The sequence below is a fragment of the Aeromonas sp. S18(2024) genome (assembly GCF_041402525.1).
Lineage (GTDB): Bacteria > Pseudomonadota > Gammaproteobacteria > Enterobacterales > Aeromonadaceae > Aeromonas > Aeromonas enteropelogenes.
The window spans coordinates 461,442-486,600 of the sequence record NZ_JBGLQV010000001.1 but is presented as its reverse complement, the minus strand read 5'-3'; the positions used below and the strand labels follow the sequence as shown (position 1 = coordinate 486,600).

The 25,159-nt window shown below is 60.9% G+C and carries 22 protein-coding genes; 15 read left to right on the top strand and 7 right to left on the bottom strand.

Going from position 1 to position 25,159, the window contains the following annotated elements:
• Window positions 1-10 precede the first annotated feature (10 nt).
• From nrfB to nrfF, 6 genes are all read left to right on the top strand, one after another.
• Window positions 11-622, top strand: a complete 612-nt coding sequence (gene nrfB / locus ACB034_RS02115; protein WP_371171960.1) for a cytochrome c nitrite reductase pentaheme subunit — start codon at window positions 11-13, stop codon at window positions 620-622.
• On the top strand, window positions 619-1,299 hold the full coding sequence (nrfC, locus tag ACB034_RS02110) for a cytochrome c nitrite reductase Fe-S protein (RefSeq protein WP_042028863.1): 681 nt from the start codon (window positions 619-621) through the stop codon (window positions 1,297-1,299). The genes nrfB and nrfC overlap by 4 nt, the downstream gene beginning before the upstream one ends.
• A complete protein-coding gene (gene nrfD / locus ACB034_RS02105) occupies window positions 1,296-2,252 on the top strand; it encodes a cytochrome c nitrite reductase subunit NrfD (protein WP_026456712.1) in 957 nt (318 codons plus the stop codon). The genes nrfC and nrfD overlap by 4 nt, the downstream gene beginning before the upstream one ends.
• A 173-nt stretch (window positions 2,253-2,425) precedes the next feature.
• Window positions 2,426-4,381 (top strand): heme lyase NrfEFG subunit NrfE, encoded by a 1,956-nt coding sequence (nrfE, locus tag ACB034_RS02100; protein ID WP_371171959.1) that lies wholly within the window; start codon window positions 2,426-2,428, stop codon window positions 4,379-4,381.
• A complete protein-coding gene (locus ACB034_RS02095; RefSeq protein WP_042071491.1) occupies window positions 4,378-4,956 on the top strand; it encodes a DsbE family thiol:disulfide interchange protein in 579 nt (192 codons plus the stop codon). The genes nrfE and ACB034_RS02095 overlap by 4 nt, the downstream gene beginning before the upstream one ends.
• On the top strand, window positions 4,953-6,131 hold the full coding sequence (nrfF, locus tag ACB034_RS02090) for a heme lyase NrfEFG subunit NrfF (protein ID WP_371171958.1): 1,179 nt from the start codon (window positions 4,953-4,955) through the stop codon (window positions 6,129-6,131). The genes ACB034_RS02095 and nrfF overlap by 4 nt, the downstream gene beginning before the upstream one ends.
• Window positions 6,132-6,277: 146 nt before the next feature.
• Here nrfF and phnX read toward each other — a convergent pair whose 3' ends face one another.
• From phnX to phnW, 3 genes are read right to left on the bottom strand one after another with little or no spacing between them, the layout of a single operon-like run.
• Complete coding sequence (gene phnX / locus ACB034_RS02085) at window positions 6,278-7,117, bottom strand: phosphonoacetaldehyde hydrolase (RefSeq protein ID WP_371171957.1); 840 nt, start codon at window positions 7,115-7,117, stop codon at window positions 6,278-6,280.
• Entirely contained in the window at window positions 7,110-8,534 is a 1,425-nt protein-coding gene (locus ACB034_RS02080) for an aspartate aminotransferase family protein (RefSeq protein ID WP_371171956.1), read from the bottom strand. Before ACB034_RS02080 ends, phnX begins: the two co-directional genes overlap by 8 nt.
• A complete protein-coding gene (gene phnW, locus ACB034_RS02075; RefSeq protein WP_371171955.1) occupies window positions 8,531-9,673 on the bottom strand; it encodes a 2-aminoethylphosphonate--pyruvate transaminase in 1,143 nt (380 codons plus the stop codon). Before phnW ends, ACB034_RS02080 begins: the two co-directional genes overlap by 4 nt.
• 253 nt (window positions 9,674-9,926) lie before the next feature.
• Here phnW and phnR point away from each other — a divergent pair, with 253 nt between their 5' ends.
• The 9 genes from phnR (at window position 9,927) to ACB034_RS02030 (ending at window position 20,749) form a co-directional block, all read left to right on the top strand.
• Window positions 9,927-10,634 (top strand): phosphonate utilization transcriptional regulator PhnR, encoded by a 708-nt coding sequence (gene phnR / locus ACB034_RS02070; RefSeq protein ID WP_371171954.1) that lies wholly within the window; start codon window positions 9,927-9,929, stop codon window positions 10,632-10,634.
• 119 nt (window positions 10,635-10,753) lie between these two features.
• Complete coding sequence (locus ACB034_RS02065; protein WP_371171953.1) at window positions 10,754-11,773, top strand: putative 2-aminoethylphosphonate ABC transporter substrate-binding protein; 1,020 nt, start codon at window positions 10,754-10,756, stop codon at window positions 11,771-11,773.
• Window positions 11,774-12,044: 271 nt separating this feature from the next.
• Entirely contained in the window at window positions 12,045-13,139 is a 1,095-nt protein-coding gene (locus tag ACB034_RS02060) for a putative 2-aminoethylphosphonate ABC transporter ATP-binding protein (protein ID WP_371171952.1), read from the top strand.
• A complete protein-coding gene (locus tag ACB034_RS02055) occupies window positions 13,136-14,884 on the top strand; it encodes a putative 2-aminoethylphosphonate ABC transporter permease subunit (RefSeq protein ID WP_371171951.1) in 1,749 nt (582 codons plus the stop codon). The genes ACB034_RS02060 and ACB034_RS02055 overlap by 4 nt, the downstream gene beginning before the upstream one ends.
• Before the next feature lie 18 nt (window positions 14,885-14,902).
• On the top strand, window positions 14,903-16,309 hold the full coding sequence (locus ACB034_RS02050; RefSeq protein ID WP_371172066.1) for an FAD-dependent oxidoreductase: 1,407 nt from the start codon (window positions 14,903-14,905) through the stop codon (window positions 16,307-16,309).
• 670 nt (window positions 16,310-16,979) lie between these two features.
• Window positions 16,980-17,555, top strand: coding sequence for a class I SAM-dependent methyltransferase (locus ACB034_RS02045; RefSeq protein ID WP_371171950.1), 576 nt, complete (start codon window positions 16,980-16,982; stop codon window positions 17,553-17,555).
• A 399-nt stretch (window positions 17,556-17,954) separates the two neighbouring features.
• The gene (locus ACB034_RS02040; protein ID WP_156476582.1) at window positions 17,955-18,113 is read left to right on the top strand and encodes a hypothetical protein; all 159 of its coding nucleotides are present in this window, start codon (window positions 17,955-17,957) and stop codon (window positions 18,111-18,113) included.
• A gap of 244 nt (window positions 18,114-18,357) precedes the next feature.
• Window positions 18,358-19,383, top strand: coding sequence for an isoaspartyl peptidase/L-asparaginase family protein (locus ACB034_RS02035; RefSeq protein ID WP_042028885.1), 1,026 nt, complete (start codon window positions 18,358-18,360; stop codon window positions 19,381-19,383).
• 466 nt (window positions 19,384-19,849) lie between these two features.
• The gene (locus ACB034_RS02030; protein ID WP_371171949.1) at window positions 19,850-20,749 is read left to right on the top strand and encodes a DMT family transporter; all 900 of its coding nucleotides are present in this window, start codon (window positions 19,850-19,852) and stop codon (window positions 20,747-20,749) included.
• 297 nt (window positions 20,750-21,046) lie between these two features.
• Here the strand turns inward: ACB034_RS02030 and ACB034_RS02025 are convergent, their stop codons facing one another.
• The 4 genes from ACB034_RS02025 to odhB form a co-directional block, all read right to left on the bottom strand.
• Complete coding sequence (locus tag ACB034_RS02025; RefSeq protein WP_268854608.1) at window positions 21,047-21,643, bottom strand: hypothetical protein; 597 nt, start codon at window positions 21,641-21,643, stop codon at window positions 21,047-21,049.
• A 174-nt stretch (window positions 21,644-21,817) separates the two neighbouring features.
• Window positions 21,818-22,690 (bottom strand): succinate--CoA ligase subunit alpha, encoded by an 873-nt coding sequence (gene sucD, locus ACB034_RS02020; protein ID WP_042028888.1) that lies wholly within the window; start codon window positions 22,688-22,690, stop codon window positions 21,818-21,820.
• A complete protein-coding gene (gene sucC, locus ACB034_RS02015; protein ID WP_042071523.1) occupies window positions 22,690-23,856 on the bottom strand; it encodes an ADP-forming succinate--CoA ligase subunit beta in 1,167 nt (388 codons plus the stop codon). The genes sucD and sucC overlap by 1 nt, the downstream gene beginning before the upstream one ends.
• A gap of 109 nt (window positions 23,857-23,965) precedes the next feature.
• Window positions 23,966-25,156, bottom strand: coding sequence for a 2-oxoglutarate dehydrogenase complex dihydrolipoyllysine-residue succinyltransferase (gene odhB, locus ACB034_RS02010; RefSeq protein ID WP_201939873.1), 1,191 nt, complete (start codon window positions 25,154-25,156; stop codon window positions 23,966-23,968).
• Between the last annotated feature and the right edge of the window lie 3 nt (window positions 25,157-25,159).

Sequence of the window (25,159 nt, the reverse complement as noted above, 5' to 3'; positions counted from 1 at the left end):
GAGGCTTCATATGGGTGATTTGACGATGGATTTCTTACGACTGATGCTGATGGCGGCCATGCTGCTGACCAGCGTACAGGGCCAGGCCGCCGAGCAGGCAACCGCTCCCGCCGCCGTGCCCCCCACCCACGAGGTGGAATTCTTGCGCAGCGCCGACAAGGCCTGTACCGACTGCCACAAGGATCAGGACGACGTCATGCACGGCAAGCATGGCAAGGCGACCAATCCCAACAACCTCAAACCGGTGACCTGCACCAACTGTCACGGCCAGCCCTCTCCCAAGCACAGGGAAGGGGTCAAGGATGTGATGCGCTTTAGCAACAGCTTTAGCGACAAGAAGAGCACAGAGGCGTACCCCATCGTGGAGCAGAACAGCGTCTGCATGAGCTGCCACGAACCCAAACCCCTGCGCGAGGCACTCTGGGCCCACGACGTGCACGCCACCAAGCTCACCTGCACCAGCTGCCACGCCCTGCACCCGGCCAAGGAGCCCATGGTGGGGATCCCGGAAAAATCCCGCATCAAGCTCTGCGTCGACTGCCACAGCAAACAGCATGAGGCGGCCAAGGCCAAGGTCGAGGCAAACCAGGTCAAAGTGGCCCCGGGCAAGGAGGCATCATGAGCTGCTCTCGCCGTCAATTCATGGCGGGGATGAGCGCCGGGGCCCTCATCATGATGACGGGGCCGACCCGCTCGCTCGCCAGCTCCCTCGCCCACACCCAGACCATCGACGGGGTGCGCTACGGCATGCTGCATGACGAGCAGGCCTGCATCGGCTGCACCGCCTGCATGGACGCCTGCCGGGAAGTGAACCAGGTGCCGGAGGGGGTCTCGCGCCTCGAGATCATCCGCTCCGGCCCCGTTGGAGAGTATCCCGACGCCGAGTACCACTTCTTTCGCAAGTCCTGCCAGCACTGCGACAACGCTCCTTGCGTCCACGTCTGCCCGACTGGCGCCTCCCATATCCGTATGGAGGATGGCATCGTCGATGTGAACCCGGATCTGTGCGTCGGCTGCATGTATTGCCTGGCCGCCTGCCCCTATCAGGTGCGCTTCATCAACCCGGTCACCCGGGTCGCCGATAAGTGCGACTTTTGCCGCAAGACCAACCTGGCCCAGGGCAAGGAGCCGGCCTGCGTGGAATCCTGCCCCACCAGGGCGCTGGTGTTTGGCAACCTGGATGATCCCAACAGTCCGCTCTCCCAACGGCTGGTGAAGGAGACCACCTATCGCTACAAGCAGGCGCTCGGCACCTCGCCCAAGATGTACCGCGTGCCCAAAGGGGAGATAAAGTCATGACGATGCAAGAGGCATTTCACTTCCCTTCTCTCGTTTGGAACTGGCCGATCGCCATCTACCTGTTCCTGCTCGGCATCTCCGCCGGGGCCGCCACCCTGGCTGTGCTGCTGCGCCGCAAGGGGGCTGGCAGCGAGAGCGGTATCATCAAGGCGACTGCCATCCTGGCACCCGCGAGCGTGATCCTGGGCTTGTTGATCCTCATCTTCCACCTGGCCCGTCCCTGGACCTTCTGGAAGCTGATGTTCCACTACCAGTTCGACTCCGTGATGTCGATGGGGGTCATGCTGTTCCAGCTCTATATGGCAGTGCTGTTCGCCTGGCTGGCGGTGGTGTTCAGAAGCGAGATCGAGGGGCTGCGCGTCCGGTGGTTTCAGGATAAGTTCGCCTTTGTGGATAATCTCATCGCCTGGCTCGCCCGCATCGAGCGGCTGCTGGCCCCCGTTCTGCTGCTGCTGGCGGTGCTGCTCGGGGCCTATACCGGCTTCCTGCTCTCGGCGCTCAAGACCTATCCGCTCCTGAACAACCCGGTATTGCCGGTGCTGTTTCTGGTCTCGGGCATCAGCTCGGGAATCGCCTCCACCATCTTGCTGGCGGTGACCCTGTTCAAGGAAAACCACCACAGCCAGGGGGTCAGCTTCGTGCACCGCTTCGAGCGTCCCATGCTGGCGGTAGAGATCCTGCTGCTGGTCTGCTTCTTTACCGGCCTCTACTTCGGTGGCGGCCAGAAAGAGGTGGCCATGTGGGCCGCCATCGGCAGCGGTTTCTGGGCCCAGGTGTTCTGGGTAGGGGTGGTGGGTATCGGCATGGTGTTGCCCCAGCTGATCGCCTTCCTGACCCCGGCTCCCCTGCGAGAGAAGAGCGGCCATCTGGTGCTGGTGTGCAGCCTGACCCTGGTGGGGATCCTGCTGCTGCGCTACTTCGTGCTTTATGCCGGCCAGATGACAGTTGTTTAAAGGTATGATCACCAGCGCCAGCCGCCCTCGGGCGACTGGCGCTGGTTTGTTGTTGGCCCAATGGATTTCTGGTGATGCCACACCCGCTGCCTGCCGAGCCCCCGCCAAACGGGAGACGACGCGGCGTGTGTGCCATGACATGAATGACATCGAAGAGTGAACCTGGAGGTTGTGTGCTGGCGGAGTTCGGCTATCTCTCACTGTTGCTGGCAACCCTGCTCTCCCTGATGCAGGGGTTACTGCCCTGGCTCGGGCTGCGGCTCGCCTCCCCCCCCTTGCTCGGCTGTGCCAGGCCATTGGCACTGCTCAATGCCGCCCTGCTCGGTGCCGCCCTGGTGCTGCTCGGGATCTGCTTTGCCCAGAATGACTTCACCCTGACCTATGTGGCCCAGCACGCCAACAGCGCCCTGCCCCTGGGCTACAAGATAGCGGCCGTGTGGGGCGGCCACGAGGGCTCCATGCTCTTCTTCGTCTTCGCGCTGGCCCTGTGGGGGGCGCTGGTGGCGCTGTGCTCCAGGCGGGTCGACCCGCTGATCCTGGTGCGGGTACTGGCCATTATGGGACTGATTGTGGGGGGCTTTGCCCTCTACACTCTGGTCTTCTCCAGCCCCTTCGATCGGATTTTCCCGGGACCGCAGGAGGGGCGCGACCTCAACCCCATGCTGCAGGATATCGGCCTGATCCTGCACCCGCCCCTGCTCTATCTGGGTTATGTGGGTTTTGCGGTCAACTTCGCTTTTGCCATGGCGGCGCTGCACTCGGGCAGGCTCGACGGCGCCGTGGCCCACTGGAGCCGTCCCTGGGCGCTCGGCTCCTGGGTGTTTCTCACCGCCGGTATCGTGCTCGGCTCCTGGTGGGCCTACTACGAGCTTGGCTGGGGCGGCTGGTGGTTCTGGGATCCGGTGGAAAACGCCTCCCTGCTGCCCTGGCTGCTCGGCACCGCCCTGCTGCACGCTCTTGTAGTATGCGAGAAGCGCGGCGCCTACGGCCACGCCGTGCTGCTGCTCTCCATTTTCACCTTCTCCCTGAGTCTGCTCGGCACCTTCGTGGTGCGCTCCGGCGTGCTCACCTCGGTGCACGCCTTTGCGGTGGATCCGGATCGCGGCCTCACCCTGTTGCTGCTGCTCGGCCTGCTGCTCACAACAGCGTTGACCCTGTTTGCCCTGCGGGCCGACACCCGCGCCCCCTACGCCCGCTTCGGCTTACTGTCCAAGGAGGGGCTACTCGGCGCCGCCATCCTGCTGCTCTGCGTGGCCTGCGCCAGCGTGCTGCTCGGCACCTTCTACCCCATGGTGTTCAAGTCCCTCCATCTGGGATCCCTCTCGGTGGGCGCCCCCTACTTCAACACCATCTTCGTGCCGCTGGCCCTGCTGCTGATGGCCTTGATGACCCAGCTGCCGCGCCTGCGCTGGCAGGGCTTAAGTAATGACACCCGCCTTACCCGCTGGCTGCCGCCGCTCTTTGGCCTGCTGGGCGGGGGGCTCTTGACCCTCGCCTATCGGGAGTTCGGCCCCTTGAGCTGGATGGGACTGGTCGCCAACGTGCTGAGCCTCTGGCTGATTGCAAGCCTGCTGATGAACTTCTCGTTCAGACAAGGGAATGGAAGGGCCAGTCGGCTGGGTAGTCTGCTCGCCCACCTCGGGGTGGCGGTGTGCGCCCTCGGCATCGCTCAGGTAAGCCACTACAGCCAGGAGGGTGGCACTGTGCTCGAGGCAGGCAAGCCCTACCGGCTCGGTGCCTATGAGTTTCGTTATGAGGGAAGCGAGCCGCTGCTCGGCCCCAACTACACCGCCGAGCGCATCACCCTGAGCGTGCACAGGGGGGGGCAGGAGGTGGCCCGCCTGATGCCGGAGCGGCGCCACTACAGCGTGCGCACCATGAACATGAACGAGCCCGGCATCGCGTGGGGGCTGTTTGGCGATCTCTACGTGGTGCTTGGCGAGAAGATGGGGCCACACGCCTACGCCATGCGCCTGCACTACAAGCCGCTGGTGCGCTGGATCTGGCTGGGGGGCATGTTGATGATGGCGGGTGGCGCCCTGCGCCTGCTCGCTCGCCGGCCCCTGCTGGCCTCCCACCCGGCTGCGGCCACCTCGCCTCACCCCCGCCTCGAACAGGAGTCCCTATGAGATCCCGCCTGCGCCTCTTTCTGCCCCTGATCCTGACTCTGGGCCTCGGCGCCCTGCTCCTGCTCGGTCTTGGCAACAACCCCTACAGCCAGGATGAGGCGACGCTAGGGCGTACTCTGCCTGCGTGGCAAAGCGACAATCTGCTGGATGGGAGCCCGATCCAGACCGCCAGCCTGAAAGGGGAGCCCTTTGTGCTCAATGTCTGGGCCAGCTGGTGCCCCAACTGCCGCGCCGAGCATCCGTTGCTGGGTGAGCTGGCACGCGTGGTGCCCCTCTATGGCCTCAACTATCGGGACAAGGGGGACGCGGCCCGCGCCTGGCTGATGGAGGCGGGCGACCCCTATCGCGCCGTGCTGGCCGACCCGGACGGCAAACTTGCCCTGGAGCTCGGCGTCTATGGCACGCCGGAGACCTATCTGTTCGATGCAGACGGCACCCTGCTCACCCGCCACACGGGTCTGCTTACCCTGGAGATCTGGCAGCGCCAGTTTGTGCCCCTGCTCGACAAGGCCCGCGCCAACGCGCAAATAAAGGCTGCCACTACAGTGCCATCGACTTGGGAGACACAATCATGACGTGCCGTCCTCTTGCCGCTGCCCTGCTGCTCCTCGGCATGTGCCTGAGTGCGAGCTCGTTTGCCAGCGGAGTCGATACCTATGAGTTTCGCCACCCCGAACTGCAAGCCCGCGCCCAGGAACTCGCCCGCGCCCTGCGCTGCCCCCAGTGCCAAAACCAGAACCTGGTGGAGTCCAACTCCCCCATCGCGCGGGATCTGCGCCTCGAGGTCTACCGCTGGGTCGACGAGGGGCAGAGCGATGAAGAAGTGATCGCCCGCATGACCAGTCGATTTGGCGACTTCGTGCGCTACGATCCCCCCTTCAAGGCCAGCACCCTGCTGCTGTGGGGCGGTCCTGCCCTGCTGCTGGGGCTGGCGCTGCTGACGCTCGGCCGCCGCCTGAGGATCAAGGGGGCTCAAGCCATTGCCATTGAGGGCGACACAGGCCGCGCCAGTGTCGATCATCGCGGCGCGCTGAACCGCCGGATCATGGCCGAGCAGCAAGCCGGGCTCTCCCCCGATCTTCCCCTCTATCGGGAACTGACCGCAGCCAATCTGGCCAATGCCACCCCGGTCCCCGAGCAGGCGCTCAGGGCCCGGCTGGCCCTGGCCCCCAGAGCCCACCATGCCCGCTACGTCTGGCTGCTTGGCGCTCTGCTGCTGGCAGGGCTCGCAAGCTTTTACGCCAGCACAGGCCGCTATCAAGCGTGGCAGGCGCATCAGTCACGCCCCGATCCCCTGGCGGGCCTGAGCCCCCGGGATCTGCAGGACAAGGAGCTGGGGGCCCTGCACCAGAAGCTGCAGACCAATCCCGCCGATCTCGACAGCTGGGCGGCGCTCGGCCAGCTCTATCTCTATCGGGATGAATACGACAATGCCTGGCTTGCCTACCAGCGACTGGCGCTGCTCGAAGGGGGGGCCAGTGCCGCCACCCTGGCCGCCCAGGCGACTGTGCGCTACTACCAGGCGGGCCAGCAGCTCACGCCCGAGGCCCGTCGCCTGCTCGATGCCGCGCTCGAGCTCGACAAGGGGGAAGTGAGTGCCCTGATGCTGCTCGCCTCCGATCACTTCCTGCACGCCCGCTACCGTGAAGCCATCGCCCTGTGGCAACAACTGCTGGATGAGGAGCGCCCCCGCATCAACCGCGCCGCCCTTATTCAGGCGATCCAGACCGCGAGGATGATGGGGGGATAGCTGCCAGGTTGGGGGAGCGACAGGAGATAAACCGCCATCCTCTGCGGCCACCTCGCCGTATCCCTCCCCTGTACGCTGGACACACACACGCCCCCATACGGGGGCGTGTTGCTTTTCAATGCCAAGGTTTTTTTGCCAAGGCCCGCTTATGGCCGCTCGCCGGCCGCCAGACGGCGGTTGATATCGGCGATGACCGGAGCGATGTCGGCCAGGGTATCGATCACGTAATGAGCCCCCGCCGCCCGCAACTTGACCTCGGCCGGTGCGCGCCGGGCGGCAATCTGCGCCTCGCTCATGGCAGCAAACTCCTCCCAGGTGACACCGAACTCATTGCCGGAGACCGACAGGCCCACCGTCCACATGCCGGCGTTCAGCCCTTCGCTGATGCCGGGCACGGCGTCATCCACCTTGATGCAGCGGTGCACCGCACTGATTCCCAGTTCAATCACATTGGCCAGCGCCATCCAGGGACCGGGACGGCCACCCGCCTTGAGAGCGTCGGTAGCGACCCAGTGATCCGGCCGATAGCCGTGATCCAACGCCGCTGGTACCAGCGCCTCCATCACCGGACGGGGGTAACCGGAGCAGGATCCGATTTTCATCCCCTGTCCCCGCAGAGCTTCCAGCACAGGCAGCACACCCGGGATGGGGGCGGCGAAGCGGGTCACCGCAGCAATCTGCAGCGGCATAAAGGTGTGATAGAGGTGGTCCACCTCGGCGTGGCTCATGGGGTGGCCAAAGCGGGCCTGCCAGCGGGCATCCACCGAGGGCAGCCGGCCGAGCGCCGCGATATGGTCCCACTTGCCCAGCCCCATGGGCTGGCGCGCCTCATCCAGGGTCACAGCAAAGTCATAGGCGCGGGCGAAGGCCTCGACGAAGATGGAGGTGGGGGCAAAGGAGCCGAAATCGACGACCGTGCCGGCCCAGTCGAGGATCAGCGCCTCCACGTCTGTGGTCGGGTCTATGGCAATCTGCAAGTCAGTCATGGTGATGTTCCTGTTTCGGTGAAAGTGCGATCTCGCCCAAGGCGCGATCGAGAATGGCGATGGCGCGCACCAGATCGGCGCGAGCAATATTGAGCGGCGGCGAGAGCTGGATGACATTGCCCTGGGAGACCTTGAAGCTGAGCCCAAGCTCCAGACAGCGGTAGAGCAGCCGCTCGGCGGCCTGACAATTGCGCTTTCGACTCTGGTGATCGACCACCAGATCAAGTGCCCACAAGAGACCTATGCCGCGCACCTGGCCGATCAGCGGGTAACGCTCGGCAAGCGCCGCGAGCTCGCACGCCATAAAACGGCCATCCTCCTGAGCCTTGGCAAGCAACCCCTCTTCACGGATGGTAGCGATGGTAGCAAGGGCCGCCGCGCAGCCAATGGGGCTCTTCTCGTGGGTGTAGTGACCGAGCGAGATGGCCGCCGCCTGATTGAAACGGTCGCGGGTGATGAGCGCCGCAAACGGCACCACTCCGCCCCCCAACCCCTTGCCCAGACAGATGATGTCGGGCTCGATGCCAAACTCCTCGAAGCTGAACCAGTGGCCGATACGACCCAAGGCATTCGGGATCTCGTCGACAATCAGCAGCACCTTGTGGCGATCGCAGATCTCCCGCACCCGCTGCCAGTAGGCCCTTGAGGGCACCTGCACGTCGGTGTTGCGGATAGGCTCGGCGATAAAGGCGCCGATTCCGCCCTCCTTCTCGATGACGTACTCCAGATAATCGGCGTAGTGCAGGTCATCCCCCTCCCCGCGATACCAGACGCCGCGATAACGGGTGGGGGGCGGGATGCGCTCCACCCCGGCCATCAGCGGGCCCATACCGGTGCGAAAACAGGCCTCGCCGCCGACCGAGATGGCATCGAGGGAGGCGCCGTGAAAGGCATCCCACAGGGACACCACCTTGCTGTTGCCGGTAATGAAGCGGGCAAGCTTCAAGGCAATCCCCACCACCTCGCTGCCACCGGGGGCGAACAGCACCCGGTTGAGATCGCCGGGGGCCAGCTCGGCCAAGGTGTGGGCGCAGTCGATGGCGACCTTATGGGTGTAGCGGCGGGGGGCGAATGGCAAGTCGGCGAGCTGCTGCTGCACCGCGGCCACCACCCTGGGGTGACCGTGGCCCAGTTGATGAACGCTGTTGCCGTGAAAATCGAGGTAACGCTTGCCCGATTCGCTGGTCAGCCAGCTCCCTTGGGCGCGCTCAAGCAGATCGAGACAGGGGGTAGATAGCGCCTGATGGAGAAAGTAGCGGCTATCCTCCGCCAATCCGGTCTGTACATCTTCACTCTGACCCGCCCACCAGCGCGCCCGCCCCTCGCCAAGGTTGATATCCCCTTCGCTGTCGGCGCGGCCGCTGCCGTGCAGCTTATCACCACGCAGATCGCGACCGTGAAGCGCTTGGCTCGTCATCGCGCGTCCCCCTGCCAGTAGCAGGCGCTGGCCATGGCGGCGAGCAAGGAGCGCACCCGCGCCGGGGTCACGTCGCCGATATTGCCGATACGGAAGCAGTCGGCCTGGGAGACCTTGCCCGGGTAGATGACAAAGCCCTGCCCCTTGAGCCGCTGGTAGAAGTCGGCGAAGCGGTAGTCCGGGTGGGCCGGGGAGTAAAAGGCGGTGATGATGGGGGATTGCCACTCCTCTGGCAGCAGCGGCGCAAAACCAAGCGCCGCCATGCCCGCTACCAATGTGCTCTGGTTTTCGCGGTAGCGCTGATGGCGGGCGGCGATACCCCCCTCCTCTTCCAGCTCGCGCAGGGCCTGAGCAAAGGCGAGCACGGTATGGGTGGGCGAGGTAAAGCGCCACTTGCCCCCCTGCTGCTCCATGGTCTGCCACTGGGCGTGCAGGTCGAGGGAGACCGAGCGGGCGCGACCGGCGCAGGCCGTGAGCGCCACGCGGCGAGCGATGACGAAACCAAAGCCCGGCACCCCCTGAATGCACTTGTTGGCGGAGCTGATGAGAAACTCGATGCCAAGGCGTCCCATGTCGATGGGGATGCCGCCAAAGCTGCTCATGGCATCGACGATCAGGCGAATACCGCGGCGCTGACAGAGCGCAGCCACCTCCTCAAGCGGGTTGAGCATGCCGGTGGTGGTCTCGCAGTGCACCATGGCCAGATGGGTGATCTCGGGGTGGCGCGCCAGCATGGCCTCGATGGCGGCGGGTTCGGGGCAGTTTGTCTCGCCGCAGTTAAGCTCGTGGTGGCGCAGGCCAAGGCAGCGGGCCATCTCCCCCATGCGGGCACCGTAGGCGCCGTTGTTGATGATCAGCAGGCACTCGTCGCTGCCGATCGCCGAGCCCAGCACGCTCTCCACCACATAGCTGCCACTCCCCTGCAGCAATACTGCGCTGTAGTCGCTTTCATATTCCGGGGTGGTAGCCAGGCGTACCAGCTCGCGGCGGATGGGCTCCACCACGCCCTGGTTGTAGTCCGCATCCCAGGTGCAGCTGTCTTGCAGCATGGCGGCACGCACAGTGGCAGTGGTCGAGAGGGGGCCCGGGGTCAGCAGCAGGTAATCGACGGCGGCGGGGGCCGCAGGGATCTGGGTCATGACTTCGCTCCTTTTGGTATATACCAGAATGAGCGCATTGTGAGTAACTGCCCCGCCAAGGTCAAAGGGGTGGCGCCATGTGCAACAAAAAATTCATTTTCAGCGCCGGGATCGCGATAATCTAGGAAGCCTGAACCACAGGGGCAACACTGGTCTCTACCAATGCAGTTGAACGCCGCAGTTTAACGACCGGGCAGATGACTGAACCCGTGCCCAAACCATTGCCCAACTCATTACACAACCAGGGATTTTCATGAGCAAACCGCAATATCTGCAGATCAAGGATGCCCTCGCCAACCAGATCCTTGCGGGGGGCCTGGCCCCCAACGACAAGCTCCCCTCCGAGCGGCTGCTGGGGGAGCTCTACGCCACCACCCGGGTCACCATCCGCGAGGCACTGGTGCAGCTGGAGGCGAGCGGTCTTATCTATCGGGAGGATCGCCGGGGCTGGTTCGTCACCCCGCCCCGTTTCAGTCTCAACCCCAGGCGCACCTCCAACTTTCACCAGATAGTGCGGGAGCAAGGGGGTGAGCCGCGCACCGAGCTCCTGGAGAAGATCCGCCAGGCGGTGCCGCCGGCGCTGATGGCGCGGCTGCAGCTCAAGCCGTTCGACAGCCTGTTTCTGCTCAAGCGGCTGCGCTATGCCAACGGGCGCGCCATCTGCTATTGCGAGAATCACTGCCTGCCAGAGCGGGTGCCCGGCCTGCTGGAGCTAGATCTCAACGGCAGCCTGACCGAGGTCTATCAGGCCCATTACGATCTTCACTACGCCCGCATGCAGGTGCGCTTCTTCCCCACCGCCCTGCCGGACGAGGTGGCCAAGGCGCTGGGGGCCACCGCCGGTCTGCCCGCCCTGCGCCTCGAGCGACTCAACTTCGATCAGCACGGCCGGGTGCTCGACTTCGATCTGGAGTACTGGCGCCACGACAGTCTGGAGATCGAGGTGGATACCCAGGATTGATTGCCGCAACTTGTGCGCGGCAAAACGTCATGGGGCTGTCACGGTCACGTCATAAAAATCCCCTAGCCTCTCTCTCGATCAATCTGGTTTATACCAAACCAATTTATATGGAGAAGAGGATGAAACAGGGAACCCATTTGCTGGCCGCCGCCGTGCTGGCTGCCATGACAGCCCCGGCACTGGCCGCCACCGATCTCACCGTCTACACCGCCTTCGAACCGGAACAGCTCGGCGAGCTGAAGATCACGTTCGAGCGCCAGCATCCGGATATCAACATCAAATGGGTGCGCGACTCCACCGGCGTGATCACCGCCCGCTTGCTGGCAGAAAAAAACCAGCCCAAGGCGGATGTGGTGTGGGGGCTGGCGGCCACCAGCCTGATGCAACTCGACCAGCAGCAGATGCTGAGTGCCTATGCGCCGAAAGGGCTGGAGAAGCTCGACAGCCGCTTTCGCGACAGCAAGGCCGAGCCGCACTGGATAGGGCTGGACGCCTTCTTCAGCGCCATCTGCTTCAACAAGGTAGAGGCGGAGAAACAGGGGATCCCGGCCCCCACCAGCTGGGCTGACCTCACCAAGCCCATCTACAAGGGCAAGGTGATCATGCCCAACCCCAGCTCCTCCGGCACCGGTTACCTGAGCGTCGCCGGCTGGCTGCAGACCATGGGCGAGCAGCAGGGCTGGCAATTTATGAACGGCCTGCACCAGAACATCGACCGTTACACCCACTCGGGCTCCGCCCCCTGCAAGCTGGCCGCCAGCGGCGAGACGGTGATCGGCATCTCCTTCGACTTCCCGGCTACCAGCCTCAAGGCCAAGGGTGCCCCCATCGAGGTGGTGTTCCCGAAAGAGGGTTCGGGCTGGGATATGGAAGCTGCCGCCATCATCAAGGGCACCCCCAAGCTGGAAGCCGCCAAACAGCTGCTCGACTTTGCCGCCACCGAACAGGCCAACGCCCTCTACAACAAGTCGTTCGCAGTGGTTGCCATCCCGAAGGTAGCCAAGCCCAGAGCCGGCTATCCCGCCAACATCAAGGGCCAGATGATCGACAACGACTTTGGCTGGGCGGCCCGCGAGCGCAACACCATCCTGGCCCAGTGGAGCGCCAGCTTCGACGGCAAGACCGAAGCCAAGCAGTAATCCCGCTGGGGGCAGGTTTGTGCGATGGCTGCAAATCGCCGCCGACAGATCCATTGCCGAAGGCCAACCCAGGTTGGCCTTCGTTTTTTGGTTTTAACTTCCCGAGTTTGTATTGCCTTCAATTAGCGACGCTTCACCCATCCGTACGGGGCCGGCCACCTGCAGGCGACCCGTCGTCATCTGACCGTCATCAAGCTGTCATCCCCCGATCACCTGACCGTCACACTTCACCCGCAAACTGGTATATACCAAATCAGTAGCGAGTCGCACCATGACCCAGCCCTATCTGGACATTCAACACCTCAACAAGCAGTTCGGCGCTTTTCAGGCCCTCAAGGGGATCTCTCTGACCATTGAGCCGGGGGAGTTTATCTGCTTTCTCGGCCCCTCCGGCTGCGGCAAGACCACCCTGCTCAGAGCCATCGCCGGGCTGGATCTGCCGGACAGCGGCGAGATCTGGCAAGGGGGGCGGGATGTCTCCCTGCTGCCGCCCCAACAGCGCGACTTTGGCATCGTGTTTCAGTCCTACGCCCTCTTCCCCAACCTGACGGTGGCCCAGAACATCGCCTTCGGCCTCGAGAATCAGGGGCTGGCGCGGGATCTTATCAAGGAGCGGGTCGATCACTGGCTGGGGCTGGTGGCTCTCACTGCCCAGTCCCACAAGTACCCGAGCCAGATCTCCGGCGGCCAGCAGCAGCGGGTGGCGCTGGCCCGGGCGCTCGCCCTCTCCCCCGGCCTGCTGCTGCTGGACGAACCCCTCAGCGCCCTGGATGCCCTGGTGCGCACCCACCTTCGCAGCGAGATCCGCGCCCTGCAGCAGCGCCTTGGCATCACCACCATCATGGTGACCCACGATCAGGAAGAGGCGCTGACCATGGCCGATCGCATCGTGGTGATGGAGGGTGGCCGCATCGTGCAGGTAGGCACCCCGCAGGAGATCTACCACCAGCCAGCGAGCCGCTTCGTGGCAAGCTTTGTCGGCACCATGAACTTCCTCGACACCCTGGTGCTCGGCCCCACCCAGGTGCGCCTTAACGAGCAGCCGCTAACACTCGCCAACCGGGCCAACCCTGGCAGCAAATTGCAGGTGGCGATCCGCCCCGAGGCGATCACCCTGAGTGCGCCGAGCGAGCCCTATCTTGGCCAATACGGCATTGAAGCAACCATCGATCAGGTGGAGTTTCTCGGCGCCGCCCAGCGCCTCATCTGCACCGCCGACACCTATCTGGGCCCGCAGCAAATTCTGGTGGAGCGCCCGACCCACGAGCTGCCCCGCCACGAACAAGGTGGCTGGCGCAGTGGCATGCGCTGCTCGCTGCACTGGCCCGCCGGAGCGATGCAACTGTTTGAAGGAGAGCGCCCATGACAGCCCCCTTCGCGACCTCCTCTCTGCTGCCGCCAGCGACAGCCCGCCAAGACTCTCGCTGGCAACGGCTCTGTCGCGGCTGGAGCCGGGATCAGCTGCTGCAACTGTTCCTGCTGGTGCTCGGCATCGCCCTGCTCACCGGCGGTCTGCTGCTGCCACTGCTCACTATGCTGCAAAAGAGCCTGCAGGATGAGAACGGCCTCTGGGTGGGCCTTGCCAACTTCAGTGCCTATTTCGACTCCCCTCATCTGGGGCGCACCATAGGCAACACCCTCTGGCTCGGGGTGTTGATCACCGCGCTGGTGGTGACCATCGCCTTTGGCTACGCCTATGCCCTCACCCGCACCTGCATGCCGGGCAAGCCCCTGTTTCGCCTCATAGGTTTGATCCCGCTGTTGATGCCCTCCCTGCTGCCCGCCATCAGTCTGGTCTACTGGTTTGGCAATCAGGGGATCGCCAAGGGGCTACTGGGCGGCGAGAGCATCTACGGCCCCATCGGCATCGTCATTGGTCTGGGCTTCTGGTGTTTTCCCCACGCCCTGATGATCCTTATCACGGCGCTCGGTCAGAGCGACGCCCGCCTCTATGAAGCCTCCCGGGTACTGGGCAGCAGCGGCTGGCGCACCTTTGTCACCGTCACCCTGCCCACTGCCCGTTATGGCCTGCTCAGCGCAGCCATCGCCGTCTTCACCCTCACCATCTGCGACTTCGGGGTGGCCAAGGTGATTGGCGGCCAGTACAGCGTGCTGGCCACCGATATCTACCGACAGGTGATCGGGATGCAGAACTTCTCCCTCGGTGCGGTTGCCAGCGTCACCCTGCTGCTGCCGGCGCTCTTGAGCTTTGCCCTGGAGCACAGGGTGCGCAGCAAGATGCAGGAGCAGAGCAGCACCAAGGCGGTGCCCTATCAGCCCAAACCCCATCGGCTGCGGGATCTGCTGGCGCTCGGCTGGTGCACGCTCTGGGCCCTGCTGTTTCTGGCGCTGGTGGGGATGGCCGTTTACGGCTCCCTGGTGCAGTTCTGGCCCTACAACCTCGGGTTGACGCTGGATCACTACGCCTTTGACAGCAACAGCGTCTATGGCTGGCAGCCCTTTACCAATACCTTGCAACTGGGCCTCTACACCGCCCTTGTGGGCACAGTGCTGGTGATGGTACTGGCTTGGGCCCAGGAGAAGGGGCGCCACTTCCCATGGCTTCGCCAGTTGCTGCACCTGCTCGCCATGCTGTCGCTGGCGGTGCCCGGCATGGTGCTGGGGCTGGGTTACATCTTCTTTTTCAACGGCAATCCGCTGTTTGGCGGCCTCTACGGCACTCTCTATGGCACTCTGCCGCTGATGGTGCTCTCCTGCGTCATTCACTACTACACCGTGGGCCATATGACGGCGGTGACCAGCCTCAAGCAGCTGCCCAAAGAGCTGGAGCTGGTGGCCATCTCATTGCGCATTCCGCTCTGGAAGGCGTTCTGGCGCGTCACCCTGCCCGCCTCCCTGCCGGCGCTGCTGGAGATCTTCATCTATCTGTTCGTCAACGCCATGACCACCACCTCGGCGGTGATCTTCCTCTATTCGAGCGACAGCGTGCTCGCCTCCATCGCCGTGCTGAATATGGAAGATTCCGGCGACACCGCCGCGGCCGCCGCCATGGCCACCCTGATCCTGCTGGCCGCCGCCACCGTCAAGCTGCTCCAGCTTTTGTTAAGCCGCACTCTGCTGGCCCGCACCCAGCGCTGGCGCCACTCATAACCTTGTCGAGGAGCCATGATGTCCACTCTCCCCTTCTGGCTGGCCGAAGCGCTGGCCGCCGAACAACCCGCGCCGCCCACGCCCCTCGTCGGCAACCACGAGGCCGATGTCTGCATCGTCGGCGGCGGCTTTACCGGGCTGTGGAGCGCCATCGCCCTTAAACAGGCAGAGCCTGGCTTACGCATCCTGGTGCTGGAGAAAGAGCGCTGCGGCAGCGGCGCCTCGGGGCGCAACGGTGGCTGCCTGCTCACCTGGTCGGCCAAGTACCTGACCTTAAAGCGCCTGTTTGGCGAGCAGCAGGCCGCCTGGCTGGTGCAAAGATCTGAGCAGGCGGTACACGAGATCGCCCGCTTCTGTGAAAAGCACAACATAACGGCAGAGCTAAGGGTCGAGGGCACTTGTTACACCGCCACCAGCGAGGCCCAGCGCGGCCTGATGGAACCGGTATTGCAGGCGCTGAAGCAGGCCGGCCTTAACCAGTGGCAGGCGATTGCGGAGGGTGAACTGGCGAGCCAGAGTGGCTCCCACGTTCATCTGGAGGGGCTCTACAGCCCTCACGCCGGTTCGGTGCAACCGGCTCTGTTGGTGCGTGGCCTGCTGCGGGTGGCGCGGGAACTGGGGGTCGAGGTCTATGAAGGCTCCCCCATGCAGCGCCTTGAGGCGGGTCAGCCGGCGCGAGTGCAAACACCGCAAGGTAAGGTGCGTGCCCGCAGGGTGGTGCTGGCCCTCAACAGCGCCATGGTGCAACACTTTCGCGAATTTCGCCGCAGCATAGTGCTGGTCTCCTCCGATATGGTGATCACCGACCCCGCGCCGGATGCACTGGCCGCCCAGCAGCTTGCGCACGGCCGCTCCGTGGTGGATGGCCGCACCTTTGTCCACTACTACCGATCCACTGTGCAAGGGCGGCTGATGCTGGGCAAGGGGGGCAACACCTTCGCCTTTGCCAACCGCCATCTGGCCGAGTTCGACGAACCGAGCCGCTATCTCGCCCCCCTCACCCGCACCCTACGCCGCTTCTTTCCGGCGCTCAAGGAGGTGCCCATCGCCGCCAGCTGGTGCGGCGCCTCCGACCGCTCGGTGGATGGCCTCCCCTTCTTCGGTCACTGGCGAGGGCAGCCCAACGTTGTCTACGGCCTCGGCTATTCGGGCAACGGGGTGGCGCAGAGCTGGATGGGTGGCCAGATCCTGGCGGCGTTGGTGAGAGATGAGGTGTGGGAGGAGGACAAGCCGTGGCGCGACTGCGCGCTGGTGAGCGGCCCGCGCGGCTACTTTCCGCCCGAGCCGTTTCGCTGGCTGGGGGCCATGATGGTGCGCAATGCCATCCGGCGCAAGGAGCGGGCGGAAGATGAAAACCGCCCGGTGGCCTGGTATGACAAACAACTGGCCAAACTCGCCGATGCGGCGGGCAAGGCGGATAAATAGGCCCCTCCATTTCCATTGCGCCATTGCCCATTGGTCACGCAGCCAATACGGCCCCAGGTGCAAATGGCAAAGCCCGTTCGAATGCGCCCCGGTTAGAAGAATTGTCAACCCCCCACCATGCCGGTCCCAGGGTCGGCATATTGCGTTGAGGCCAACAGGCTGGCAATGCGAGCCCACCACCAACGCCTCCTGAAACTGTCGTAGCCAGCACTGGATGACCGCCATCTCTCCTCGCCCCTGACAACCCTCCCTTGACATTGGATATAGCTCCAACGTTTAGCTTCTCTCACGCGCCCTAAGCCATACAGGGCCATATCCCACCCTATTCGAGATCTGGAGGAGCAATGAAGAATGTGTGGAAAATAACCTTGGTCACGCTATGGAGTGGGCTCATTTGGGGGATTTACTGGCTGCTACAAGTTCTGCCTCAATGGGTGTCTGCCGCGCTGGACAAGGTGGCAAGTCTCGAGTCAGGGGAGTTGGCGAGTACTACGGCGACGTTTTGGCCCGAGGGAGGGTTACCTATCCCTACTCAGTGGGTCAGCTGGGCGATGGAGATTTACCCGATGCTACTGCCATTTGCTTCTGCCCTGCTGTGGGTGGTTTGGGGGATAGGCGTGTTGTGCTTATGGGGAGTGTTGCCACGCCTCGTATCCTGGAGGAAGGGGCCATGAGATCCATGAAGAAATACGTGAGTCACGCGCGCTCATCGCTGTCCTTTATGAAGCAGTTCGTTCGCTCCCCCCGGGACGTAGGGGCTGTCTGGCCATCCTCCCAGTGGCTCTGCGACGGCATGATGGCAGGCATTGATCTGCAGCGGGCCAGGTATGTGGCGGAGCTGGGTGCGGGGACCGGGGTGCTCACCCGTACGCTGTTACAGGCACTGCCTGACAATGCCAGGCTCGATGCCTACGAGATCCACCCAAGCTTTATCTCTGTGCTGGAAACCATCCCGGATCCCAGGCTGGAGGTCTGCATGCAACCCGCCCAACAGCTGAACAAATTCTATGAGGTGATCTTCTCCGGCTTGCCCCTGCTGGCATTTACGCCCGCCCAGCGGCAGGCTGTGCTGGCCCGGGTCAAGGCATCCCTGCATCCAGGGGGGTACTTTATCCAGTTCCAATACACCTCGCAGATAGAGCGCGAACTGTCCCATCACTTTGACTGGCAACGCCGCCGTGTCTGGCTCAATATGCCGCCAGCCTGGGTCTATCAATGCAGCTTCGGCTCCCCTGAAGGAAAATAGCCGGCTTGCAATCACACCTTGGACTTGATGCTGGTTCTGCCGCTGCGAACGGCTCAGGTTGCTCATGCCAGTAGGCGACTGTGGCAACACCGGCATCAAGTCCAACCTGCGACATAAAGGGTTGCGGCTGCCAATATGCCACGACCCTCCCGATAGAGACCAAGCCTGACTAATATCCGCACTGATGTTTGATGGTCAGACGCTATCTCAGCTTCGATGTGGCCAAAGTCAAAGGTGGAATATTTCCGTATTTCATTACTTCTGTATCCGAAAATATCACCGACTGCTTTTCAGCATCCTCTATAGTCAGAAGCTTCAATATTGGCCGGATGGGTTAAGTCGTGGGTGAAATTCGTAAGTACCATCAATGCCACCAGACATTGTCGCACAGAGCGTTGCATGACCGTCGTCAATTTCCGGGCGGGCCCCATTCGTTCTGTACCGTATTTTGCCCGCCTGTTTGCTTTTATTTTGGCCTCCCAGCCATACAGGGTCATGTTCTTTCTCTTAGCGATCTTAAGTGGCGATGCAGGATGGATTGGAGACATGGTTGATTAAACCAGGATATGGGTTCATAAGGGGGTTGGCCCCTCAAAAATATGGGGCTGCCTGATCATTCTCTTGGTCGTTGTATATCGATAGTGGCTGGCCAGAGTGGCCGTTTTTAGTTTTTATGGGTGAATAGAGGTATACGAGCCACATCTATGGGGAAATAAGGCATACGAGTTACATCATATATCTCTGGTGCACTGCTTTAATTCCATGTTTTCTTTCCAACCAATAAAACATACAAGGATGCGCAATGAAACTTTCGTTACTCACGTCTGCCTTGCTGGCAACCTCCTTATTTTCTGCAGCAACACTGGCTTCCGAGCCACCCATTCGCCTGGTGATCCACGGCGGCGCCGGCACGATTGCCAAAGCGACCATTACGCCGCAACAGGAGGCTGAATACAAAGCCAAATTGGATGAAGCATTGCAGGCGGGTTACAAAGTGCTGGAAAGCGGCGGTGCCAGTCTGGAGGCGGTGCAGCGGGCCATCAACGTGATGGAAGACTCGCCGCTGTTTAATGCAGGTAAAGGCGCTGTCTTTACCCATGATGGTCGCAACGAGCTGGATGCATCCATCATGGATGGTAAAACCTTGGCGGCAGGCGCGGTGGCTGGCGTGACCACCATTAAAAATCCGATCAATGCCGCTTATACCGTCATGACGCGCAGCCCCCATGTGTTGATGGTGTCCAAAGGCGCAGAGGTATTCCTGAAGCAAGAAGGGTTGGAGACGGTTGATCCCGCCTATTTCCGCACTGACTATCGCTGGCAGCAATTGCAAGAGGCCATTAAAAAAGAGCAGGTGGTGCTGGATCACGATGGCAAATCGGCTTACACCTACGATCCATTGATGTATGACTACAAATTTGGAACCGTGGGGGCCGTCGCTCTGGATAAAGAGGGCAATCTGGCGGCGGGTACATCGACCGGCGGCATGACCAACAAACGTTATGGCCGGGTTGGCGATTCTCCGCTAATTGGAGCAGGCACCTACGCGGACAACAATACGGTGGCCGTATCAGCCACAGGGAGTGGCGAGAAGTTTATCCGCACCGCAACGGCGTACAATATCGCCTCACAGGTGAAATACAACAAAGCCCCTCTGGCAACAGCGGCAGCCAATGCGCTCAATGAAGTGAAAGCCATTGATGGCAGTGGCGGAGTCATTGTGCTGGATGCCAAAGGCAACTACACCATGCTCTTTAATACGGTCGGCATGTATCGTGGTGCGATTGGCAACGACGGCAAAAAAGAGATTGCGCTGTTTGGGGAGTGATTTGGTTATCACACCTTGAGAGTGACTTGCGGACACAGTGCTACCTCAAGCCAGGTGCCGCAGGTCATTCACCGTCAAAAGGTGGGGACATCACGGTATTCGATGCATGCTGACGATACAGGCGGATCCAAGAACCCCTGCCCCGCTATGCCGATAAACAGGCGTTTATAACAACCATAAAGCGTGCCGACCTGATGGTCGGCATTTGTCGCTCTGGTCTCATTATCAGGGATAATAATACGTCAATGAACTCGTTTCGCACCACGTCACTATTGGTCGCCATCGACTATTTAATTATCTGCCGTCTCTTCGTGCCCGGAAAATAGCGATGCCGGTTTCCGATCATTGTCACAGCTAACCACAGACTATCACAACTTGTCACAATATTGAGATTGACCTTGGAGTATAGCCAAAGGTTTAGCCTTCTCTCTGCATTTTAAAAATTCCTATAGAGGGCAGGCATTATATGAAGAAAACGTTATTTATTTCTGTCTGTTTGATCTGGGGCACCACCTGGCTTGCGATGGCCATTGCGGGACAATCTATCCCCTCGTTAACGGCTACCGCACTGCGTTTTATGGTGATGTCTCCCTTGTTGATACTTATCGCGCGCAAGGATAATGTGCCACTGCTGTTTCCAAGGGGGAAACGGAATTATATGCCGATCGTAGCCCTCTTCTATTTTGCCATTCCGTTCTGGTTTATGCTGGAGGGTGAAAAATATATTTCATCGGGTCTTGCCGCCATTATTTTCAGCTATATGCCGATCGCCATCATGCTGCTCTCGTACTTCATCACAAAGCAGCATTTCAGCCTGCGCCAGATCCTGGCCCTGCTGGTAACCTTGTTGAGCCTCGCCAGTATTATCTCGATAGAGTCGGATATCTCGGGTAGCAACTATCTCGTTGGCATTGTGCTGCTCACCGGCGCCGTGCTGCTGCATGCAATCATCTATATTTTGAAGCAACACCGACTTGGCCATATTCATGTGCTCACCTTTAGCGCCATCCCCAGCGGGATTGCCTCCCTCTTGTTGCTGATGGCCGGTTTGGTGACAGAACCCTTGGTATTCGCCGATATGCAGCTCTCCTCCCTGCTCGCCGTCCTTTATCTTGGCAGTATCGCAGGGGTCGGGGGGATAGTCGCATATTTCAGGCTCAATGCCCTGGTCTCCCCGTTCAAGGCCTCGCTCTGCTTTCTTATCTTTCCGGTGATTGCCGTGGCGCTGGAGGCGGTGATCACCGGGCGCAGCCTCTCCCCCTATTCCCTGCTTTTTATCCTGCCGCTGGCTGGCGGCATCTACCAGTTGATCAAACCCAAACGTGAAAGCCCCAAGACCATTAGCGTAAAGCAAGGGGCACACTGACTATCAGGCGGAGCATGATATTACTCACCTCGAACGTCCGAATACGCTTCGCTATTCGAACCGACGCGCCTATTCGACCCACGAGTTGTCACTCAGGGCGATAGCGTAACTTGTAGGTTGGCGCAGAGCGTAGCGAAGCCCAACAGACGAGCATTATTGCGCCAACCAGAGTGGGATAAACAAGGATGTGGCTAAGCCGTAAAACAGATTTACAGGTATATTTCACGGTAAACGTTGGGCTTCACTTCGTGAAGCACCAACCTACCATTTTTAGCCCAACATACGAGATAATTACACCTATAGAATATCATATTTTTGCATGTGCTCGGGGCATCTAACTTTTAGGCCTCGCTCATTAATCATTTCAAATATATCATCTTCATAACCATCAAGATCTACATACTCAATGGCATACTTACTCCAAAAATGCCCTAGTATTGGGTCTATAACATTATAGATAAAATACGTTGTTTCTGTTCGGAGATTTCTATCCGGCGTTGCAAAATGCTGAATACAGTTTCTTAATTTACCAAATCTATTAAATAAATCTATGGCCTCAATTTTGTAACCTGTTGCAGCCCATAATCTTTCTGGCAAGTCAACATATTGTATTGTCTTCCCACTTTCAAATAGATCATTTAATGAAAGAAACCCATCTTCTTCTTTAGTTGATTTAGGCAAGTTAGAAAAAATAAGCAAAGGATGCTGCTCTGCAATAGCTGCTTTAATTATCAATTCAGCTGCATGCGCAGCTTGAAGCACCCCATACACTCCCTCATCCAATCGAGAGTCATAACCATAACTTGTATAAAAAACATTCCTTTGTGCTTGTGATAAGACTCCAATTCCCATAGACAATATATGTTCTGATATGTTTTTCAATTCAGGGTTCATAAAAACCTCTCATTATATTACATCTTAAAATCAACACTGGATCTATTTCACCCAAAAACAATTTTGCGACATGTACGTTAAAAAACTAAGAAATGGGAAACTTTTTCAAACTATCACCATAAAAAAAGCCGCCCCAAGGCGGCATTTTTATTAGAGATAACAGGCTAGGAACAATTACCAGCCGGTTACTTCACGCAGGGCTTTGCCGATATCGGCCAGGGAGCGGACGGTTTTGACACCGGCATCTTCCAGAGCGGCAAACTTCTCGGCGGCGGTACCCTTGCCACCTGAGATAATGGCGCCGGCGTGGCCCATGCGCTTGCCGGGAGGCGCGGTGACACCCGCGATATAGGAGACCACCGGCTTGGTGACGTGGGCCTTGATATAGGCGGCCGCGTCTTCCTCGGCGTTACCGCCGATCTCGCCGATCATCACGATGGCTTCGGTCTGCGGGTCGTTCTGGAACATCTCCAGAATGTCGATAAAGTTGGAACCCGGGATGGGGTCGCCACCGATACCGACGCAGGTGGACTGGCCGAAGCCCTCGTCCGTGGTCTGCTTGACCGCTTCATAGGTCAGGGTGCCGGAGCGGGAGACGATGCCCACCTTGCCCGGCTTGTGGATGTGGCCTGGCATGATGCCGATCTTGCACTCACCCGGGGTGATGACGCCCGGGCAGTTCGGGCCGATCATGCGCACGCCGGTCTCCTGCAGTTTCACCTTGACGTCCAGCATGTCCAGGGTCGGGATGCCTTCGGTGATGGTGACGATCAGCTTGATGCCGGCATCGATGGCTTCCAGGATGGCGTCCTTGCAGAACGGAGCCGGCACATAGATGACGGAAGCGGTGGCGCCAGTGGCTTCCACGGCGTCACGGACGGTGTTGAACACCGGCAGGCCCAGGTGGGTGGTGCCACCCTTGCCCGGGGAGACGCCGCCAACCATCTGGGTACCGTAAGCGATGGCCTGTTCGGAGTGGAAGGTACCCTGACCGCCGGTAAAGCCCTGGCAGATCACCTTGGTATCTTTGTTGATCAGAACGCTCATCAGTTGGCCTCCGCTGCTTTGACGACTTGCTGCGCGGCATCGGTCAGACTCTTGGCCGCAATGATGTTGAGGCCGCTCTCGGCCAGCTTGATACCACCCAGCTCGGCGTTGTTACCCTCCAGGCGCACTACCACGGGAACCTTGACTCCCACTTCCTTCACGGCGCCGATGATGCCTTCGGCGATCATGTCACAGCGCACGATGCCACCGAAGATGTTGACCAGTACGGCTTTGACGTTGCTGTCGGAGAGGATGATCTTGAACGCTTCGGTCACCCGCTCCTTGGTGGCGCCACCGCCCACGTCCAGGAAGTTGGCGGGAGAGCCGCCGTGCAGGTTGACGATGTCCATGGTACCCATGGCCAGACCCGCGCCGTTGACCATGCAGCCGATGTTGCCATCGAGGGCCACATAGTTCAGCTCCCACTGGGCGGCGTGCGCTTCGCGGGGGTCATCCTGGGACGGATCGTGCATCTCGCGCAGCTTGGGCTGGCGATAGAGGGCGTTGGCGTCGATGTTGATCTTGCCGTCCAGGCAATGCAGGTTGCCCTTGTCGGTGATGACCAGGGGGTTGATTTCCAGCAATGCGAAGTCGCAATCCAGGAACATCTGGCCCAAGCCCATGAAGATCTTGGTGAACTGCTTGATCTGATCGCCGACCAGACCCAGTTTGAAGGCCAGTTCGCGAGCCTGGTAGGGCTGTGGACCCACCAGGGGATCCAGGGTGGCCTTGTGAATGAGCTCCGGGGTTTCGTGGGCGACTTTTTCAATCTCCACGCCACCTTCGGTAGAGGCCATGAAGACCACGCGGCGGCTGCCACGATCGACCACGGCGCCGAGATACAGCTCCTTGGCGATGTCGGTGCAGGACTCCACCAGGATCTTGGTGACCGGCTGGCCGTTGGCATCGGTCTGGTAGGTCACCAGGTTCTTGCCAAGCCACTGCTGGGCGAAGGCACGGATCTCGTCCTTGCTCTTGGCGAGCTTGACGCCGCCCGCTTTGCCACGGCCACCGGCGTGGACCTGGCACTTGACGACCCAGGTGTTGCCGCCAATCTTGTCGGCCGCTTCGGCCGCTTCCTGCGGGGTAGCACAGGCATAACCTTCGGAGACCGGCAGGCCATACTCGGCAAACAGCTGTTTTGCCTGATATTCATGCAGATTCATAGATGCTCTATCCGTGTTGTAGGTATTTCCGTCCGGGGCAGAGGTTTCTCAATCCCCTGTATGGGGGGCCTCAAGGGCCCCTTGTTATCTTTCTTACGCTCGGGTTGACTCAGACGTCCAGCAGCAGACGGGTCGGGTCTTCCAGCAGCTCCTTGACGGAGACCAGGAAGCCGACTGACTCGCGGCCGTCGATGAGACGGTGATCGTAGGAGAGCGCCAGGTACATCATCGGCAGGATCTCGACCTTGCCGTCGACGGCCATGGGGCGGTCCTGGATCTTGTGCATGCCCAGAATGGCGCTCTGGGGCGGGTTGATGATCGGGGTGGACATCAGGGAGCCAAACACACCACCGTTGGTGATGGTGAAGTTGCCACCAGTCAGCTCGTCGACGGTCAGCTTGCCGTCGCGGCCCTTGCCAGCCAGATCCTTGATGGCCTTCTCGATGTCGGCAAGGCTCATGCTGTCGCAGTCGCGCAGCACCGGGGTCACCAGACCACGGGGGGTGGAGACGGCGATGCTCACATCGAAATAGTTGTGGTAGACGATGTCGTCACCATCCAGCCCGGCGTTCACTTCCGGATAACGCTTGAGGGACTCCACGACCGCCTTGACGTAGAAGGACATGAAGCCGAGCTTGATGCCGTGCTTCTTCTCGAAGATCTCGCCGTACTGCTTGCGCAGCTTCATGATGGGCGCCATGTTGATCTCGTTGAAGGTAGTCAGCATGGCGGTGGTGTTCTTGGCCTCCAGCAGACGCTCGGCGATGCGCTTGCGCAGACGGGTCATGGGCACGCGCTTCTCGCTGCGACCGGCCAGCGGGGCCACAGGTGCAGCCGGCGCCGCAGCGGCGACCGGGGCAGCGGCAGCCGCCTTGCTCAGCCCCTTGATGTAGGCTTCCACGTCTTCCTTGGTGATGCGACCACCCTTGCCGGTGCCGGACAGCTTGGCGACATCAATGTCGTGCTCGCCGATCAGGCGGCGCACGGAGGGGCTCAAGCCCTCTACGGCGTCATCGGCCACTACTTCCACCGGCTTCTCGGCAGTCTCTTCACCGGCCACGGGAGCCGGCTTGAGCATGGCGATCAGCTGGCGGGAGAGTACGGTCGCCCCTTCCGCTTCCAGAATATCCCCCAGCACACCGGCTTGCGGTGCCGGCACTTCCAGCACCACCTTGTCGGTTTCGATGTCAACCAGCACTTCATCACGGGCAACCAGATCACCGGGCTTCTTGTGCCAGGTGGCGATGGTGGCATCTGCCACTGATTCCGGCAGGTCCGGTACCTTGATCTCGATAGTCATCTA